General features: G+C 31.6%; 14 protein-coding genes. 3 read left to right on the forward strand and 11 right to left on the reverse strand.

Going from position 1 to position 18,243, the window contains the following annotated elements; translation table 11 throughout:
- The 3 genes from ACFSSB_RS01860 to ACFSSB_RS01870 form a co-directional block, all read left to right on the forward strand.
- Window positions 1–1,100, forward strand: a 1,100-nt coding sequence (locus ACFSSB_RS01860; RefSeq protein ID WP_379900359.1) for a T9SS type B sorting domain-containing protein, incomplete at its 5' end; no start/stop codon positions are given.
- A 63-nt stretch (window positions 1,101–1,163) separates the two neighbouring features.
- A complete protein-coding gene (locus ACFSSB_RS01865) occupies window positions 1,164–2,099 on the forward strand; it encodes a PorP/SprF family type IX secretion system membrane protein (RefSeq protein ID WP_379900361.1) in 936 nt (311 codons plus the stop codon).
- Window positions 2,100–2,109: 10 nt separating this feature from the next.
- Window positions 2,110–4,053, forward strand: coding sequence for an OmpA family protein (locus ACFSSB_RS01870; RefSeq protein ID WP_379900363.1), 1,944 nt, complete (start codon window positions 2,110–2,112; stop codon window positions 4,051–4,053).
- Between the two features lie 424 nt (window positions 4,054–4,477).
- Here the strand turns inward: ACFSSB_RS01870 and ACFSSB_RS01875 are convergent, their stop codons facing one another.
- The 11 genes from ACFSSB_RS01875 to ACFSSB_RS01925 form a co-directional block, all read right to left on the reverse strand.
- A complete protein-coding gene (locus ACFSSB_RS01875; RefSeq protein ID WP_379900365.1) occupies window positions 4,478–5,728 on the reverse strand; it encodes a S41 family peptidase in 1,251 nt (416 codons plus the stop codon).
- A 4-nt stretch (window positions 5,729–5,732) separates the two neighbouring features.
- Entirely contained in the window at window positions 5,733–6,869 is a 1,137-nt protein-coding gene (locus tag ACFSSB_RS01880; protein WP_379900367.1) for a serine hydrolase domain-containing protein, read from the reverse strand.
- A gap of 6 nt (window positions 6,870–6,875) precedes the next feature.
- Window positions 6,876–7,928: a type 1 glutamine amidotransferase domain-containing protein gene (locus ACFSSB_RS01885; RefSeq protein ID WP_379900369.1), complete on the reverse strand. Its 1,053-nt coding sequence runs from the start codon at window positions 7,926–7,928 to the stop codon at window positions 6,876–6,878.
- A gap of 187 nt (window positions 7,929–8,115) precedes the next feature.
- The gene (locus tag ACFSSB_RS01890; RefSeq protein ID WP_379900372.1) at window positions 8,116–8,679 is read right to left on the reverse strand and encodes a hypothetical protein; all 564 of its coding nucleotides are present in this window, start codon (window positions 8,677–8,679) and stop codon (window positions 8,116–8,118) included.
- Window positions 8,680–8,751: 72 nt separating this feature from the next.
- Window positions 8,752–9,396: a hypothetical protein gene (locus tag ACFSSB_RS01895; RefSeq protein WP_379900374.1), complete on the reverse strand. Its 645-nt coding sequence runs from the start codon at window positions 9,394–9,396 to the stop codon at window positions 8,752–8,754.
- A gap of 186 nt (window positions 9,397–9,582) precedes the next feature.
- Window positions 9,583–10,200 carry a CatB-related O-acetyltransferase gene (locus ACFSSB_RS01900; protein WP_379900376.1) on the reverse strand — a complete coding sequence of 206 codons (618 nt, stop codon included), beginning with the start codon at window positions 10,198–10,200 and terminating at the stop codon, window positions 9,583–9,585.
- Between the two features lie 396 nt (window positions 10,201–10,596).
- Window positions 10,597–11,457 (reverse strand): SDR family oxidoreductase, encoded by an 861-nt coding sequence (locus ACFSSB_RS01905; RefSeq protein WP_379900378.1) that lies wholly within the window; start codon window positions 11,455–11,457, stop codon window positions 10,597–10,599.
- Between the two features lie 21 nt (window positions 11,458–11,478).
- Entirely contained in the window at window positions 11,479–12,555 is a 1,077-nt protein-coding gene (locus ACFSSB_RS01910) for a serine hydrolase domain-containing protein (RefSeq protein ID WP_379900381.1), read from the reverse strand.
- 105 nt (window positions 12,556–12,660) lie between these two features.
- Window positions 12,661–14,448: a helix-turn-helix domain-containing protein gene (locus tag ACFSSB_RS01915; protein ID WP_379900383.1), complete on the reverse strand. Its 1,788-nt coding sequence runs from the start codon at window positions 14,446–14,448 to the stop codon at window positions 12,661–12,663.
- 355 nt (window positions 14,449–14,803) lie between these two features.
- Window positions 14,804–17,290, reverse strand: coding sequence for a T9SS type B sorting domain-containing protein (locus ACFSSB_RS01920; protein ID WP_379900385.1), 2,487 nt, complete (start codon window positions 17,288–17,290; stop codon window positions 14,804–14,806).
- Window positions 17,291–17,595: 305 nt separating this feature from the next.
- Window positions 17,596–17,997, reverse strand: coding sequence for a hypothetical protein (locus tag ACFSSB_RS01925; RefSeq protein WP_379900387.1), 402 nt, complete (start codon window positions 17,995–17,997; stop codon window positions 17,596–17,598).
- Window positions 17,998–18,243 lie beyond the last annotated feature (246 nt).

The following is an 18,243-nucleotide window of genomic DNA, read 5'->3' on the forward strand; positions in this document are numbered from 1 at the left end:
ATGAAGATGCTAATAACCCAATATGGTCATCAGCAGATTGTGATGGAGACGGAACACCAAACGGAGAAGATCCAGAACCATTAGATCCATGTATCGACAATGGAGTTACAGGAGATGAAGATGCTAACAACCCAATATGGTCATCAGCAGATTGTGATGGAGACGGAACACCAAACGGAGAAGATCCAGAACCATTAGATCCATGTGTAGGAGGTGATATTACTAATATTGATTTAACAGATTCATTAAGCGATTGGGCTCTTGCAGATTGTGATGGTGACGGAGTAGTAAATATTGATGAAGTTGATCCTGATGGAGATGGTACACAAGGACCAAATGATACAGACTGGAATGATCCATGTGATTTAAACATAGATAGTATTACAGTTAGTCCATCAGAAGAATGGAATGCATTAGACTGTGATTTTGATAATGTTTCAAATGGAGATGAAATAGCTTATGGTGATACAGATGGAGATGGTATGCCAAACTTTAATGATCCAGATGACGATAATGATGGTGTAGATACTATTAATGAAGATTATGCTGATACTGATGTAACAGACGGAGAAGTTGATCCAACAGGAGATGATGATCCTACTAATGATGATACAGATGGAGACGGAACACCAGACTATCTAGATAATGATGATGATAATGATGGTATTCTTACCAGTGATGAATATCCAGATCCTAATGACGATGGAATAGGATTTGGTGATGATGCATTAGATAGTAATGGAAACGGTTTACCAGATTATTTAGAAGCGGATAATGGTGTATTAACAGCAGCAGATGATTTTATTGAAATATTTAATGCTGTAACTCCTAATGGAGATTATGATAATGATGTGTTTACTATTGAAAACATAGAGTTATTCCCAGAAAATCAAGTACAAATATTCAATAGATGGGGAGTATTAGTATATGAAACTCTAGGATATGGTCAGAATGGAGAATATTTTAGAGGAAGATCTAAAGGAAGAGTTACTGTTAAACAAGATGAATTATTACCTGTAGGAACTTATTTCTATATTGTTACTTTCGTTAAAGATGGAGAAACACTAGAAAAATCAGGTTATTTATATATTCATAGATAAAATTATATAAGGAGGTAGATTTTTATCTGCCTCCAATAATAAAATAAAACATAACAAATTAGAATGAAAAATAAAATCTTACTATTAGTTATAAGCATTAGTACTGCTTTTTGTTTAGAAAGTAATGCGCAACAAGATGCGCAGTATACGCAGTATATGTATAATACTATGAGTGTAAATCCTGCTTATGCTGGCTCAAGAGAAGTACTGAGCGTTGTAGGTTTATATAGAACGCAATGGGTTGGGCTAGATGGTGCTCCAAAAACACAAACGCTTAGTATTCATTCTCCAATTGGTAGTAGTGAAAAATTAGGACTTGGTTTATCTATAGTTAATGATGAAATTGGGCCAACGAATGAAACTCATTTTGATGTAGACCTTTCTTATACGATTAATACATCAGATAAAGGTAGATTTTCATTTGGTTTAAAAGCAGGTGGTTATTTAATGAATATTAATTATGATGAGCTTAGTAGATATAATGAAGGTGATGTTATCTTACCTACAGGATCTATAAATGAATTCTCTCCTAATGTAGGTGTCGGATTTTATTATCGTCATGCTGATAAATGGTATGTAGGTGTTTCTGCTCCTAACTTGTTAGAAACAGAGCATTTAGATGAAGTAACCTTGTCTACTGCTAATGAAAGAATTCATTATTACTTAATTGCAGGTTATGTGTTTGATCTATCAGAAAATATAAAATTTAAACCAGCATTTTTAACTAAAGCTGTTGAAGGAGCTCCTTTACAACTTGATCTAACAGCAAACTTTTTAATAAATGATAAACTTACTTTAGGAGCTGCTTATAGATGGAGTGCAGCAGTAAGTGCATTAGCAGGTTTTCAAATATCAGAAGGGTTAATGATTGGTTTAGCCTATGATAGAGAAACAACAGAACTTGGTAAAACAAAATTCAATAGTGGGTCTTATGAAATTATGTTAAGATTTGAATTGTTTAAAAAAGATAGTAAAATTATTTCTCCTAGATTCTTCTAAATAAAAGATTATGAAATTATATAAACTTACATTAATCGCTTTTTTTGGTTTCTTCATATCTGTAGGATATGCCCAAAAAGGAAAAATTAAAAAGGCTAATAAAGAATACGATCAATTTAGTTATGTGAAAACAAGTGAAATATTACTTGAAGTAGCAGAAGCTGGACATAAATCTGTAGACTTATTTCAAAAATTAGGTAACGCTTTCTATTTTAATAATAAAATGGAAGATGCTGCTAAATGGTATGGAGAGTTAATGAAATTAGAAGAAAATATTGATGCCGAATATTACTTTAGATATGCTCAAGCTTTAAAATATGGCGAAAACTATGAAGAGTCAGATAAATGGATGGAAAAATTCAACCAAACAAAATCTAATGATTCAAGAGGAAGAGCATTTGCTTCAACAGTAGATTATCTAGCTAAAATTGAAAAAGTAAGTAAAGATTTTAAAGTAACCAATATGGACTTTAATTCTGAAGTTTCAGATTTTGGAACAACGCAATACAAAGACAAATTAATATTTGCTTCTTCAAGAGGAGATGGTAAAACTTATGGTTGGAATGATCAGCCTTTTTTAGATTTGTTTTCCGTAGATAAACAAGAAGACGGAACCTATATAAACGTTCAGAATTATGATGATAATGTAAATACTACATATCATGAGTCTACACCTTCATTTACTCCAGATGACCAATTAATGTTCTTTACAAGAAATAACTATACCAATAAAAAACTAAAAAGAGATAGTGAGGATGTTACGAGGTTAAAATTATATAGAGCAAGATTACAAGATGATGGTACTTGGGATGATATTGAATCGGTACATTTTAACAGTAACCAATATAGTGTAGCACACCCTTCAGTTAATGTATATGGAACAAAATTATATTTTGCTTCAGATATGCCAGATACAAAAGGAAGCTCTGATCTTTATGTAGTAGATATTAATCCTGATGGTACTCTAGGAACTCCTAAAAATCTAGGGTCAAAAATTAATACAGAAGGTCAAGAAACATTTCCTTTTATTAATGAAAAAGGAGATTTGTTTTTCTCTTCTAACGGTTATCCTGGTTTAGGTGGATTAGATATATATGTAATACGAGATTTTGAAAATAAATTTGAGCGTTCAGGAACACTAGTAGCAGAAAACTTAGGAAAGCCAATTAATAGTCCTCAAGATGATTTTGCATACTATGAAAACTTAGGTACAAATGAAGGTTTTTTCTCTTCTAATAGATTAAATGGAAAAGGTGATGATGATATCTATAGTTTTGCAGCTGTTGAAAATAAGTGTCAACAAATTGTAGAAGGTATTGTTAAAGATAAAAATACAAGAGAGTTATTGGCAGAAGCTACTGTTATCTTGTTTGATAAAAACGGAAAAGAAATAGAAAGATTGGTTGTTGGTGAAAGTGCAACATTTGCATTTAATGTAGATTGTGATGAAGAATATTTAGTACGTGCTCAGAAAAGTGATTATGCTTCAGATGAAGTACGTTTTACAACACCAAGTACCAAGCAAGACTTAGAATTAGAACTAAACCTTTCTAAAGAAGTAAGAGAAATTAAGGTAGGTACAGATCTAGCAAAAGTATTAGATATACCAATTATTTATTTTGATTTTGATAAATCTAATATTAGACCTGACGCTGCTTTAGAATTACAAAAAGTAATTGCTGTAATGAAACAATATCCTAATATGAAGATAGATGTTCGTTCGCATACAGATTCTAGAGCTCCTTATTCTTATAATGAGTCCTTATCTAATAGAAGAAACAAGTCTACCATTGCGCATATTATTAAAGTTGGTTTAATAGATGCTAATAGACTAACAGGGCGAGGTTATGGCGAAAGACAATTAACTAATAAATGTTCAGATGGTGTTCCGTGTACAGAAGAAGAACATCAATTAAACAGACGTAGTGAGTTTATTGTAGTGTCTATGGACTAATACTAATAAACTATAGTATATAAAAAGACCACCTATAACTAGGTGGTCTTTTTATTTTGATAGCTAACTCTCTATTCTTACACTTTGTTTTTTAATACTATTGGAATTAAAAGTACTGCAAATTCTGTTTTTGTTGGGGTTTCTGTGGGTTTTGGCCGCAGCGACCCGCAGGCTCGCGAAACATGAAATAGCGGTTGTACCTTAATAAACTATGCGTGTGCATAGCACACAACTGCTTTGGATTTTAAGGTACAAGAGTAGCTATGGGTGAGGAAGGAGAGAATGTGTGCAGTAAAACAAATAAATAGTGCCAACGAGGACGTGTCGCCGTAGTGGTACTATTTATGGTAAGCACCAATGCGACGATAGAAGCATTTGTGATTATGTTTTATGGAACTAAATGGAACGACTGACGAACACCTTATTACCTGTTTTTTATTAAGTTTATTAATTCCATCAATACAGTATCTAAATTCTTTAATAGGTCACTTTTTTTTTGGTTTATAATTATATCAGGTTGAAGTGCTGTGTTTACTTGATTTGATAATCGAAATAATCTTTTAGAATAGGTAATTACAAGTTTTGAATTTGGTAATATAAAGCTATCCATATCTTGATACCCATTTGGATTTGAACCCGTAGGCTGACCAACAATTTTTGCATTTAACAATTGCTTAAAAAGCGCTGCATTACTTGTTGCTGCAGAAAAAGTTTTATTACTTGTTAATACAAACACACCATTTTTCCAGTCTATAGAGTCAGCAAGGTTAAGGGCATAGGCTAAAACTGTACCTACATACAAATCACCACCGCCATTTTTACGCATATCAATAATTATATTTTTCATTTGGTTTTCTTGAATGTAATTGACTAATTGCTCTCCAAACACCTGTATCTCTTCAAAAGTTGGATAACTTTCAAAATTTATATATACTGTTTTTGTGTCAGAAATTGATGTAAACCATAAATTACGATTGCCACTATTTGGTTTTGTTATTTCTGGTACAGTTAAAGTTACATTTGAAAGATTGCTATTCTCCCAAATATCATTAGTAATTGTGTTCAATTTCAGATGTATCAATTCATTATTATTGTTACGAAAACTACATGTGGCTTCATTGGTAGAATCAATCAAATTGAGATTGAAAAGTAATTCTGCAATTGTTAAATAACTACCTGTTCTATCTTTTAAAGAATATTCATTTTCAACAAATTGAGCTATTTCTGATATTTTTTGAGTAACTGTATCAATCGAAATACCATTAATGGATTCCAAAGTAGTTTTGAGAATTTGTTTATTCTTATTCAATGTTTTTACAACATACCATCGATTCTCGATCCATGCAATTTCAAATGGAAAACGGTGCGTTGATAAATTTCTAAGGGATACAGCTGTATGACCATCATTAATACGCCTTGTTAAACGCATTAATTTTAAAATGATTTCAAAATCACTGAATGACTCCACATTATTATAAATTTCATTCCATTCTTTTGTAAAATCTTCTTTAGTAATTGAATGATATATATCTATATGTTTTTGTTCTATAGATGCTTTATAGGTTTTAAGGTCTTCTTTCCAATTAATTTTGTCTGATGATTGTGCGAATAATGTATTAAATACCGACACAATAAAAATTGATAAACAAATTATTCCTTTTTGAAATGAGTTCATATAACTAGTTGTTTTCTATTGTTTTAAGTATATTGTAAACTAAACGAATTGTACTTTTTGAGACCTCTAATTGATTTAAAGTACCAGCTATATAAGTATCTAATTCTGGGCAATACCATAAAAAAGATGCTGTGCTTCCTGTGTGTCCAATTAGTTTTAAGTTTGAGTCTGTATTGTAAATGGTATTAAAAGATACCTTTCGTATACCAAATCCGTATTCCATTCCTAGGGTTTCATTAGTCCAATTTTGCATTGCTAAACGAGTATCTTTTTTTACAATTATATCTTCATTAAACGCTTTTAAAAAACGTATTAAATCTTGGCTAGTTGATACCAAACCGCCACCGCCCCAATCTGCACTTAAACTTTTAATTGATGACAGCTCCATATCACCAACATAGAACTTAGCCATAGGTAATTGATTCTTTAGAGGTTTTGATTTTAAATTGATATAAGACCCATCCATCCCTAAAGGTTGAAAAATATATTGTTGAAAAAAATTGTCTAGAGAGAGGCCACTTACTTCTTCTACTATCAAAGCTAAAAGCACATATTCTGTATCGGTATAATGATAGCCTTGACCAGGAATAAAATGAGGTTTCATTTTTGCTTTGGTAAACTTAATCATTTCTTGAGGTGCCCAAATCTTATTCGTATCAACCAATAATTGGTTTATGATATTTGGGCTACCATCAATAGTTTTGTCAACAAAATAGTCTGGCAACCCAGAAGTATGTTGTAATAACTGAGCAATAGTAATATCTCTCGAATATTCTTTGTCATCTAAAACGTGTAAATTCTCTATCCATGTATCTGGCAAATATTGAGCTATTTTATCTTGAAAGTTTAATTTTTTTTGATCCTTTAAAATACCAATGGAAGTAGCCGTAAACATTTTGGTAATACTAGCTGTATAAAAAGGATTATTGGCTGTGATAGTATCTTTAGAATTAAATTTACTTTCAGCTAACTTAATATTAATATCTTTTGATTTTGAATATACATGCAAAAAAGCGCTTTTTATTGCTTCTTTTTTTAATTCGTTTTTAAACAAGTTCTTAACATCCTTTTCTAGAGTTTGTTGACTAAAAAGAGAAAAGGATAAAACACAAATACTTATAGTTATTACTAGTTTTTTCATTATTTTCTATTTACTAGATTTAAGGTTTTTGGCATAAGAAGCTAAGCGTATTAGATCGTAAAATTTTATCAGATTTCCTTGAAGTACAGAAATAGCGCTATGGCTAATAAGTAGTTCTCTAGAAATAGATTCTTTATTCACTTCGATAATCTGCTTCATTAATGCTTTAGAATTATCTTTACCTTTTATTGCATATGCATTCAAAACTTTAACAGTGTTTTCTTCTGGAGTTATTGTTCTTTGTTTGGGTGAATACCCCAATTGTTTCACCATAGTTTCTGCCAATACCCATACTGACCATGGATTTTGACCCGTTATTAAATTATTATCATGACTTATTTTTTCAAGATACATAACCCCTTCGTTAAACACAGCACCTTGAGCTATTAACTCGTCTTGCAATAAAAAAGGAAATATAGCTGCAGCTTTGGGGATAAATAATAACTCCTCCTTATTGGTAAAACTACTTACTTGCTTATTTTTTAAAAATGATTGTCCGTTTTCTAAGGTAACATTTACCAAAGCAGCAGGACCATGACAGACCGCACCTATTACTTTATTATTTTTATCAAAATCTTGTACTAGTGCCTGTATAAATTTATTATCTGGAAAATCAAACATAGCTCCTTTACCACCAACAAAATAAATAGCTTCATATAAATCTGGTTTAACATCTTTTAATAAAAGACTTTTATTGGTTTTAGATTGAGCAATAGAATCATTTAAAAATGCATAATCAAAAACTCCCATATCATCGTTATCTAAAACTACAGGTGGCTTGCCTCCTAAAGGGCTTGCAACATCAACATCAAAACCATTAGCTTTAAATACATAATAAGCTCTAGATAACTCTGTTAGTTCATATCCTGTTCCCTTACCACTTGTACCCAAAGAGTCTGTACTTGTTACAATAGCTAGTATTTTACCTCGATAAGAAGGCACATCTTTAGTAAGATATGATATTTCACTTGCTTTACTTTGTGGTAAGGTAATATCTTCCGTTGGCAATAAATTTGCAATGTATAAACCTGTTAAAATGATAATAATTATTGTTATCATAAGACTCCTTAGAATCCATTTTAGTATTCGGTATTTTTTAAACATTATTTCTTTTTTTTTTTAATACGATGAGTTTAATTTTAAAATATTCTATAATTATATTAATAGCATTACAATTTTAATGAGGCTGTTACAAAACAGTTTTTTAATGATTTATGTACATACTTTTTTTATTAAAAAAATAAAATTACAACCAACTAAAACCTAGGCCAATGTTAAAGGTTACTGCATCTCGATGTGCATCTCCTTCTAAAAATGCTCTTCCCATCACTAATTTGGATTGTACATTCAAAGCAAAGTTTTTCTTTTTGTAAAACTCATATCCTGTACTTGCCATAATTGCGCACCCAAAATTCCAATCGTCATTAACATTATCTTTAATATCGTAAAGTGCTGGTGAATCTATAGTTAAACCTATACCTCCGTGAATCCACCAACGGTCTTTTACCCAATATTGTACTGAGGGAATAAAACCGCCAAAGTGCCTGTCATTGTTTTGAAATTCATAAATCATACCTGGCATTGAAGCGGTTATAGCTAAGTTATCGTTTAACATATAACCAAATTTTAACTCGGGAAAACTTATGACTCCTTGAGCTTTATCAAAGGTTTGAATGCCTTCACTATCTTCAACACCAATTACACCACCACCTAGACTAAATTCAAAGATAAAACCTTCTCGTTTTGAAGATTCTTCAATAATTGAATTGTTTTGTGCAAACGCTAATGATGACATTAGAACCAAGGCCATAAAGGCAATTTTTAATTGGATTTGTTTTTTGATTGTTTTCATTTTAATTGTTTTATAAGTTTTTATTTTTTACTAAAATCTAATTCCTATATAAAGATTTGGTTCAAAAAGGAAGTGGTTTTTCCATCTATTATCTAATTGTTTAAATGCATCTGGTGTATTGGTGTCAAAAACCCAAAATTGAGAATGAACCTGAGGTTCGATAAAAAAGCGTTTATTCTTACCAAATGCAAAATGATAACCAAGATGAAACGAATTGTAAAGTTTAAAACCGTTTGCTATTTTTTTGTTATCTAAATCTAAATAGGTTTTGTATTGTGGTAATACTTCTACTGATGCAAACAGTCCTTTCCAAAGCATACGTTGATAAGATACTCCAATACCCGTTTCACGTAGATAACCTGGATAAAATTCGGTTTCAGAATCTATTTTATCTAAAAGACCATCCCACCACTGAATACCCATTGGTTGAAATAAACGCCAAGTGGCTAACTTAATTCCAACAATATTTTTAGCATCTAATTCTTTTTTTATATGCAACTCAAAATGTTGCGTATTGGTTCTTTCGCCACCTTTACCAATGTTACCTAAGATAATAGCAGGAAAACTTACTCTGTATTTGAAATCTGAATCCTTATTTTTCAAAGATCCGTTGTTACTTTGTGCAAAAACATTTAGTGTACAAAGTGTTAAGCAGATAATAACTATTTTTTTCATTTTAATGAATTTTAATTGTTCGTTTTTATTATTTGATGATGCAAAGATTCATTGAATTTTAAGGGCAATCGTTTTGAATTATAATTTGAAACCTTTTTGATATTTAGTACTAATGTTTTTTTTACTAAAAGAAAAAGGCTTAACAGTTGTAGTGTTAAGCCTTTTAATAGTTCTTAGGTTATTATCTTAAAGTAAAGATTCAGGATGAGCAGTAAGTTTTTCTACATTTTCTGTAATTTTTTTAATATCCCAATCCCACCATTTTAATTGTAATAGTTTTGAGATTGTAGCATCAGAAAAACGCTTTTTAATTGGTTTCGCAGGATTACCTCCAACAATGGTATAAGGTGCTACGTCTTTTGTAACCACCGCTTTTGATGCTATTATTGCTCCATTCCCAATGTGAACTCCAGGCATAATAGTAGCATCGTGACCAATCCATACATCATTACCAATTATGGTATCACCTTTGGTTGGATAGGTTTTACGGTTCATAGCATCTTGCCAAGCACCACCAAAAATAGCAAATGGGTAAGCAGATGTGGCTTTGGTTAAATGATTACCTCCATTCATAATAAATGTAGCATCTGAAGCAATCATACAAAACTTACCTATGATTAGTTTGTCTCCAATAAAATCAAAATGATATTTTACGTTTTTCTCAAAGTTTGACACCTCTTCAAAATCATCATAATACGTAAAGTCACCTACTACGATATTTGGATTGTTAATCAAATTCTTTAAAAAACAAAGTTTTTTATAATTGGATAACGGAAATAGGTTTTTTGGGTTGGGTGCTTTCATAGAGACTTCATTTATTTTGATGATTTATAAAATACTACGGCTAAATATGAGGTTATGATAGCCTGACATTTTTCAATTATTGTTTCAGCTAAAAGATTACCAATAGTATTTAATATAAAAAAAACGTAAAAACCAATAGTATTCTTTTTATGGTTTTATATGCAAAAATTGGTTTTACCAGTCTGCTTTTTATAGAAAGGATTGCACCTATAAACAGCATTATAGTTAATGCCACTCCCTCTAAAATGTACATTTCGTTAACAGATTTTATTTTGCCACCCCAAACTAGATGGTATGGAATGATTTGAAATAAAACCAATACGTGAAATATGCAGTAAGCAATTACAATAATTAGGGCAATTTTTAGAGATAATTTCATTGTGATGTTTTGCATACTCAAATCGTTTGGACTTCTTTAAAATAAAAATCCTTTAAACGTTGCTCTCCGTAAGTTGGTGCTATATTATCCTCTGCCATAAGCGTTAAGAAAAACTCAATTGGCCCATAAGTTTTTACACTAGTAAAGGTTCTTAAACTCCAAATAGTTAGTTTTCGCATCCAATCTGGTAAATGAATGATTTTTATGGGTTTGTTAAATGCATTTAAGGCTAATTCACTAATTTCATTAAGACTTAATTCATCTGGTCCTCCAATGGTTAATTCTTTATTGGTTTCCTCTAAATTATCTACAATAAATGTTGCCAAATCTTTACCGTGAATTGGGTTAAATTTTTGATGACCCGAGCCAAACAAATAAACACGACCCGATTTTGCCATTTGCAAAAAATCTTTCATATCTGAGAAAAATCCATTAGGTCTTATTATGGTGTAATTTAATCCAGACACTTTTAAAGCATCAACAAACTTTTCCTTGGCTTCAAAAATTTTTAAATTCCGATATTTATTGCCATTGATTGCCGAAACGTAGACAAAATGCTTTACACTTGCTTTTTTTGCTTCTTCCAACAAGTTCATATTGGCTTGATAATCGACATCCATATAAGTAAGTCCTTCTTTTTGTCTAGTAATACCCACGGTAGAAATTACGGTATCAATACCTTTACAAATATCTCTAAGGGTTTCAGGTTTAGTAACCTCTGCTTGTTTTATTTCTAAATAGTTTTCATTCGTATTTAAAAACTTATCAGGGTTACGCACAATGGCTACTACCTGATTTTGTTTTTCAATTAAGGCGTTTAATACATAAGACCCCAAGTAACCTGTAGCACCTGCTAATAATATGTTAGTATGTTTCATTACTATTTGGTTAATTTGATTTTAATTAAACTCATTTGTTAATAATTGCTCTATAATGGTATTGCGTTGCATACCTGTATCGTCTTGCTGATTGCTTAATAATACAATGGTGGCATCGTACTCTGGAATAAAACCAATCATACTCCAATAGCCATTAATATCACCACCGTGCCAATACATAGTTGTATTTCCTTCTTGTGTGGTGAACCAGCCTAAACCAAAATCAGTATAGCCACTTGGTACGTTTTGAGTAAATATTTCGGTTTTTTCTGCATTTGTAAACCAATTGTTTTTTACAGCATTTACCCAAGTTTCCATATCTTTTGGGGTACTACTAAAATCGCCTGCACCAAAAGCTATCGCCATTGGGTAAGTACTATTTGCACTACCATTTAAATAGCCTTGGGCGTGTGTATTTTCATCTACTATATTCATGCCTTTATACGTATTGGACATTGCAAGGGGGGTACATATTTTTTGTTGAATATAGTCGTGGTAAGGCATTTGAGATATTTCTTGAGTTAATAAAGCCGAAATAAGAAAGTTTGAGTTGCTGTACTGTTTATTTGTACCTGGGGTAAAATCGAGACCATTTTCAATAATCAATTCTTTAATTACTTGGTATATATCTTCTTCATCCAAAGTTTCTCCTAGCTCGTAAGCCTCCTCTACTACAAGTTGATAATCTGGAATACCCGATTGATGTGATAATAATTGTGCAATAGTAATTTGACTACCGTTTGGAAATTCAGGGTCAAATTCATCTAAAGTTTGATTAAAACTAGTGATTAAGCCATCGCGTTTTAATTGGACAATGCCAGCTGCGGTTAATGTTTTGGTTACGGACCCAATACGATAAGCAAGATTGTAATCTTGTGCCAAAGCTGTGGTTTGGTTTGCCAATCCAAATCCTTGTCTCACTAAATCGTTTCCATTTTCAGTTACAATGGCATACCCTTGAAAATCAATTTCAGTTAGTAAATTTTCAACGGTTGTATAATTGTTTGAAGGTGTGTTGTTGTCATCTTTTGAACAAGATGTAAAAAGTATTATGGTAGTTACTATAAATGCTACTATAATTTTGTGTAAAGTTGTCATAACTGCTCGTTTTTTGATTATTAATTAAATGATGGTGCAAAGATTCATCAGATAACTAAGGCAATCGTTCTGAATTATAATTTGAAACGAACTGAATATGATTTGCTACGAATTAGCTTTTAACCAAACTTTAGGTGTAATGCCTTCTGTTTTTTTAAAGTAAGTATTAAAGACACTTTTGGAATTAAAGCCACTATCATAAGCTAAGCCAAGAATAGTTAGGTGGGCATTTTTAGGGTCTAAAGCTATAGATTTGAAATGATTTAGGCGATAAGAATTAATGAAGTCATTAAAGTTGCTACCGACACAATCGTTTAGTAACCAAGATAATTTATTTGGGTGAAGATTTACTTGTTTAGCAAGTGATCGTAAAGTTAAATCTTGATTCGTATAAAGATGCTGAGATTCCATCATTACATTCAGTTTGTCAATTAACTTATTTACTTCTTCTTTTTCAAAATAATCTTTTTTAGATGTATCATGTTTTACATTCTGATGCAGTCTTTCAAAACTGTTTAAAAAATTAGATTTTAATACTTTCTTTTTAAAAATTTCTTCTTTAATAGGTTTAAGAAGAGGGTCATGTTTATACCAAACCACCTGTCCCATTTTTCTTTCCACTTTATCTACTAATAAATTAATCGCTTTTTCAGATTTATTGGCATATAAATTTAAATAGATATCCCATGGATATAATAAAGGTGATTTCAATTTTTTTAATTCATCTAGTATTTCGTTAACTTTTAAACTGGTATTTTCAACTGCATTATATAAATCGAATAATGCTAATGAGGCTTTTTTTAGGAATGGAATTTTATTTTCACTATCTAAAAAGTATAAAAGTTCTTCTCTTTCATTCAATTGAATTAACACAAGAGCTTTTAAATTATGAAATAAACTAAAATCTGCATCAAGTTCGAGTCCTTTGTTTATGTATTTAAGAGATTCACTAGCTTCATCATTTAAATAGTGTACTGTTGAGCGCGTATAATTAGCATTGGCAGATAATGGATTTAATAAAAGGGCCTGCTCATTTAAATTAATAGCATTTTTAAAATCACCATTAGAACGATGTATTTCTGCCATAAAATCTAACACATCTGAAGATTGGGGATTAATATTTAGTGCTTTTTGAAGATATTTATAAGCCAATTTTGAATTCCAATTTCCCCAAAATTCCTGAGCAGCCAAGGCAAAATATCCATCTACAGATTCTGAATTTTTTATTCTACCAAGATTTAGGTAATTTGTGGCTTTAGAAAAAGTTTCTTGTTTAGGCAGATAACCCCAAGCAGCAAGTAGATTGTAACATAATCCAATACTAAAATAAGGTTCATTAAATTCTGAATCATATTTAATACTTTCTTTAAAAAAGGAGATAGCCTGTTCAATAGCAGGAAGATTCCATTTGAAAAAATAATAACGGCCTTTTAAGTAACTATCATAAGCCTTTAAACTATTTGTTTTTTCACTTACTAAATGATCTTCGATATCAAAATGCCCGAAATTATTTCTAACTTCATCCGCAATAGCAAGACTAATCTCATCTTCTAAATCAAAAATATCTATTAGCTCTCTATCAAATCGTTTGGACCAATAATGCATTCCGTCGGCAACTGTGATTAATTGGGCGGTTATTCTAACCTTATCTTGCGATTTCTTTATACTACCTTCTAAAATTGTGTTTACACTTAATTGCTTACCAATTTCTCTGATATCAATATCCTTTCCTTTAAAGGCAAAAGATGAGGTTCTTGCTATTACTTTTAAGCCTTTTACTTTTGTGAGTGCATTAATAATTTCTTCTGTAATCCCATCGCAGAAATATTCGTTATCAATATCACTGCTCATATTGACGAAAGGAAGGACTGCTATGGATTTTTGATAATTCAAATTTTACAGAATTTAGTAGAATATATTACTTGTTGTTGTTTACACATACTTACTCTCGCATTATTGGCAACGGTTTTGTGTATGATTTCGTTGCGTTGGTTTGGCTTTAAAGTTAGCAAATAAATCACAGACAGAAGTCTGCGAGGACTTACGTAAGTAGGCTAGAACCTAGCAATTAATTTTATACGGTGTTGGCAATAGTTGTTTTTCAATTTTACTTATTTTAAGTTTTAAAAAAAATCCGATTGAGTAATAGAACCGCAAACAGGCTAAAATCAGATTGATTTGGTTGGGGAATTGGTTGAGTGTAGTTGCGAAATATTTCATCAAAAATCAAGAGAAACTATTAAAAATATTAACGTTTTAATGTAAAATGTGATTTAAATGTCTTTTTAATATTTAATTCATCAAGATACTCTGCCACAAACCAATAATCATTTGACGGTAATGCTTTTCCATTATATGTACCATCCCAACCCACTCCACTAGGGGAGATTTTATTAAGTAATTTACCATATCTATCGTATACATAAATCTTTGCTAATGGCTGATAGCTTAAGCATCTTATATTCCATCTATCATTTACACCATCATCATTAGGTGTGAAGAATTTGGGATAAATTAATATCTGAATAGTAGCACTTGCCTTTGTGCTACAACCATTAACATCTCTTACTGAAATAATGTATTGATCACAATCATTGAGATTATTAAAAACATTTGACGTTACCCAAAAGCCATCATCTAATTGATATTCATAATTACCAGACCCACCTGAAGCATTAGCCTTAATGATACCATAATTACTAAAAGGAGCGGACAAGACTTCTAATATAACCTCTAGCTCATCAATTTCATTGACTGTTATTTCAAGTTGTGTGGTTGAAATACACTCACTAGAATTTGGTGTAAACGTATATATTGTGGTTTGGGTGTTATTTAATGCTGGTGACCATGTTCCTGCAATACCATTGTTGGATATAGTAGGTAAAGGACTTAACATATCACCTGTACAAATGGGCATAATAGGGTCAAATTCTGGTATAATTCCTTCATTAACTTCTATTGTTAAAGTAGTTACTGTGGCACACTCATCTGAATTAGGCGTAAAAGTATAAGTTGTAGTTTGTGTATTATCTATGGCTGGCGACCATGTTCCTGCAATACCATTGTTGGATATAGTAGGTAAAGGACTTAACATATCACCGATACAAATGGGCATAATAGGGTCAAATTCTGGTATAATTCCTTCATTAACTTCTATTGTTAAAGTAGTTACTGTGGCACACTCATCTGAATTAGGCGTAAAAGTATAAGTTGTAGTTTGTGTATTATCTATTACTGGTGACCATGTTCCAGCAATACCATTGTTGGATATGGTAGGTAAAGGACTTAACATATCGCCTACACAAATGGGTGGAATAGAATCAAATTCTGCTGCTACAAGTTCGTCAACTTCTATTGTTAAAGTAGTAGTTGTAGCTGATTGTCCTGAATCGGGAGTAAATGTATAAGTTGTGGTTTGTGTATTATCAATGGCTGGCGACCATGTTCCAATAATACCATTATTGGATGTTGTTGGAAGTGGGTTTAATGTATCGCCCTCACATACAGAAACTACTGAATCGAACATTGGTGTAATCAAATTTGACTCAAGATTATACACGCGAACATGACCTGAGTCTTCTCCATTTATTCCATCGTTGAAAGGCGCACCTACGGCTAACACTGAACCATCTGCATTAAGACTTACTGAACGTCCAGAAAGGTCAAGTAACCCTTCCCCATCTATATCTAGACCAATTTGTGTCCAGTTATTATTTAAAATTTCAAATACCCTAGCATTACCCGAAAGTACACTATTCACTCCAGCGCTATGAGTTGCTCCAGTGGCTACAATATTACCATCACTACTAATACTTACTGATCTTACTGAAGAATCATCATTGTTTCCATCAATATTGTTGCCAATTTGTAACCATGAATTTGATTGGTATTCAAAAACTCTAAGATGACCAATACCTGAATTTGCATCTTCAGATCCAATTGCTATAATAGTACCGCTTGAATTTAAATCAACTGAAAAACCACAGTGATCTCTTGGCATTTCGCCAACAATATTATTTCCTAATTGAATCCAATCACTTCCTTGATTTTCAAATATTTTCACATAACCTGGTTGGGTATTTTGAGTTGCACCAGCAGATAATTTGTCGCCATTATCGTTAAGGCTGACCGAACTACCAAATCGATCATGGAGACCTTCACCAAACAAATCACCTCCAATTTGAACCCAATTTCCATTCTGGTATCCATAGACCCTTACACGACCAGCATTTAGCCCGTTACTATTATTGTCGGCTGGGGCGCCTATAGCTAGAATATTACCGCTGCTGTTGAGAGAAACTGAATTTCCAAAATTATCTGATTCACCTCCAAACAAGGTGCTTCCCATTTGTATCCAATTATCATTCTGGTTTTGATATACTTTTACGCGACCAGGGACACCCCAACCTGGAGCGCCAATTGCGAGTATACTGCCATCGGAACTTAAACTTACTGAATATCCAGCTTCACTATCTGCTTGATCTCCATCTATATCTTGACCAATCTGCTCCCAATTATTGTTAATATTTTGATAGACTCTTGCATGTCCAGACCAATTTCCGTTAACATTATTTCTATAGCCCCCAACTGCTAATATTAAACCATTAGAAGATAAACAGGTACTAAAACCAAAACTATTTTCTGGAGCTTCTCCATCTATATCCTGACCTATCTGGGTTTGAGCATAACATAAGTTAAGACTAATGAAAGCTATTATAATAAAAGTAATTTTCATAGTTTCAAAACTAACAATTAATTATTAGGTTTAACTTATTCAGTAAAAAATTTTGAAGTTGGATTTTATTTTTAATCGTTTAAATCAGAGTACCAATTGCAAGGTTATTTTAGTAAATAATTGTTTTGGATTATGTAGCCTTTATTTAGGTTGGGGGACAATTGTTGGCAACGTGTTTGTATATGGTTTCGTTGCGTGTTTTAAGCAACTAATTTAGTAAATAATTACCGACCAAGAAAGTCCGAGAGGACTTTCGTAAGTAGGCGAGAAGCCAGCAATAAATTATATACGGTGTTAGCTACAGTTTATTTTATCAGTTTAGAAAACCAATAATGCTTTTTCATATCGTATTTAGTAAGTAATTCTTTTGAAGACTCAAAGAAAACCCATTCAGATATATCCCATTTATTACTGCTTAAAACTAATTCGTAAGTATTCCCAATTTCATATAATCCAGTTTTATAAGGATTTGGACAAGCGATAACTACAGGAATTATTTTTTCAGAATAACTGCTGTCGGAAAAATAAATAACTTCAAATTCCACAATAGTTGCCCAAGCTAGAATTCCGCATTGAGGAATAAGTTTGTCAATCTTGGTTATTAATTTGCCTTTCAGTAAATAATCATTTTTTAGTTTTATATCGACTTGAGAATCTGAATTTAAACTAAAAAGGAATAATGAAATTATGATAATTAAATTTTTCATAAGATTATCAATTCAAATTGTAGCTAACTTATTTATATACGTGTATAACCAATACTTTGTTTTTATGAAGGGTTGTGTAAAAGAGGTTTTTTGCTGAAACGTATTGATTGAAATAATATAAAAGATATAAAGGTCTTAGGGTAATTGATTGATGTTAAGGGGGTATGGGGTGTTTTTTTTTTTTTTTTTTTTTTCTTTTGTTTTGTTGTTGAAAATATGAAATAATGAGATTTGTTTTTGTTCAGT

The sequence above is a fragment of the Lacinutrix gracilariae genome (assembly GCF_042684485.1).
Taxonomy (GTDB): Bacteria; Bacteroidota; Bacteroidia; order Flavobacteriales; family Flavobacteriaceae; genus Oceanihabitans; species Oceanihabitans gracilariae.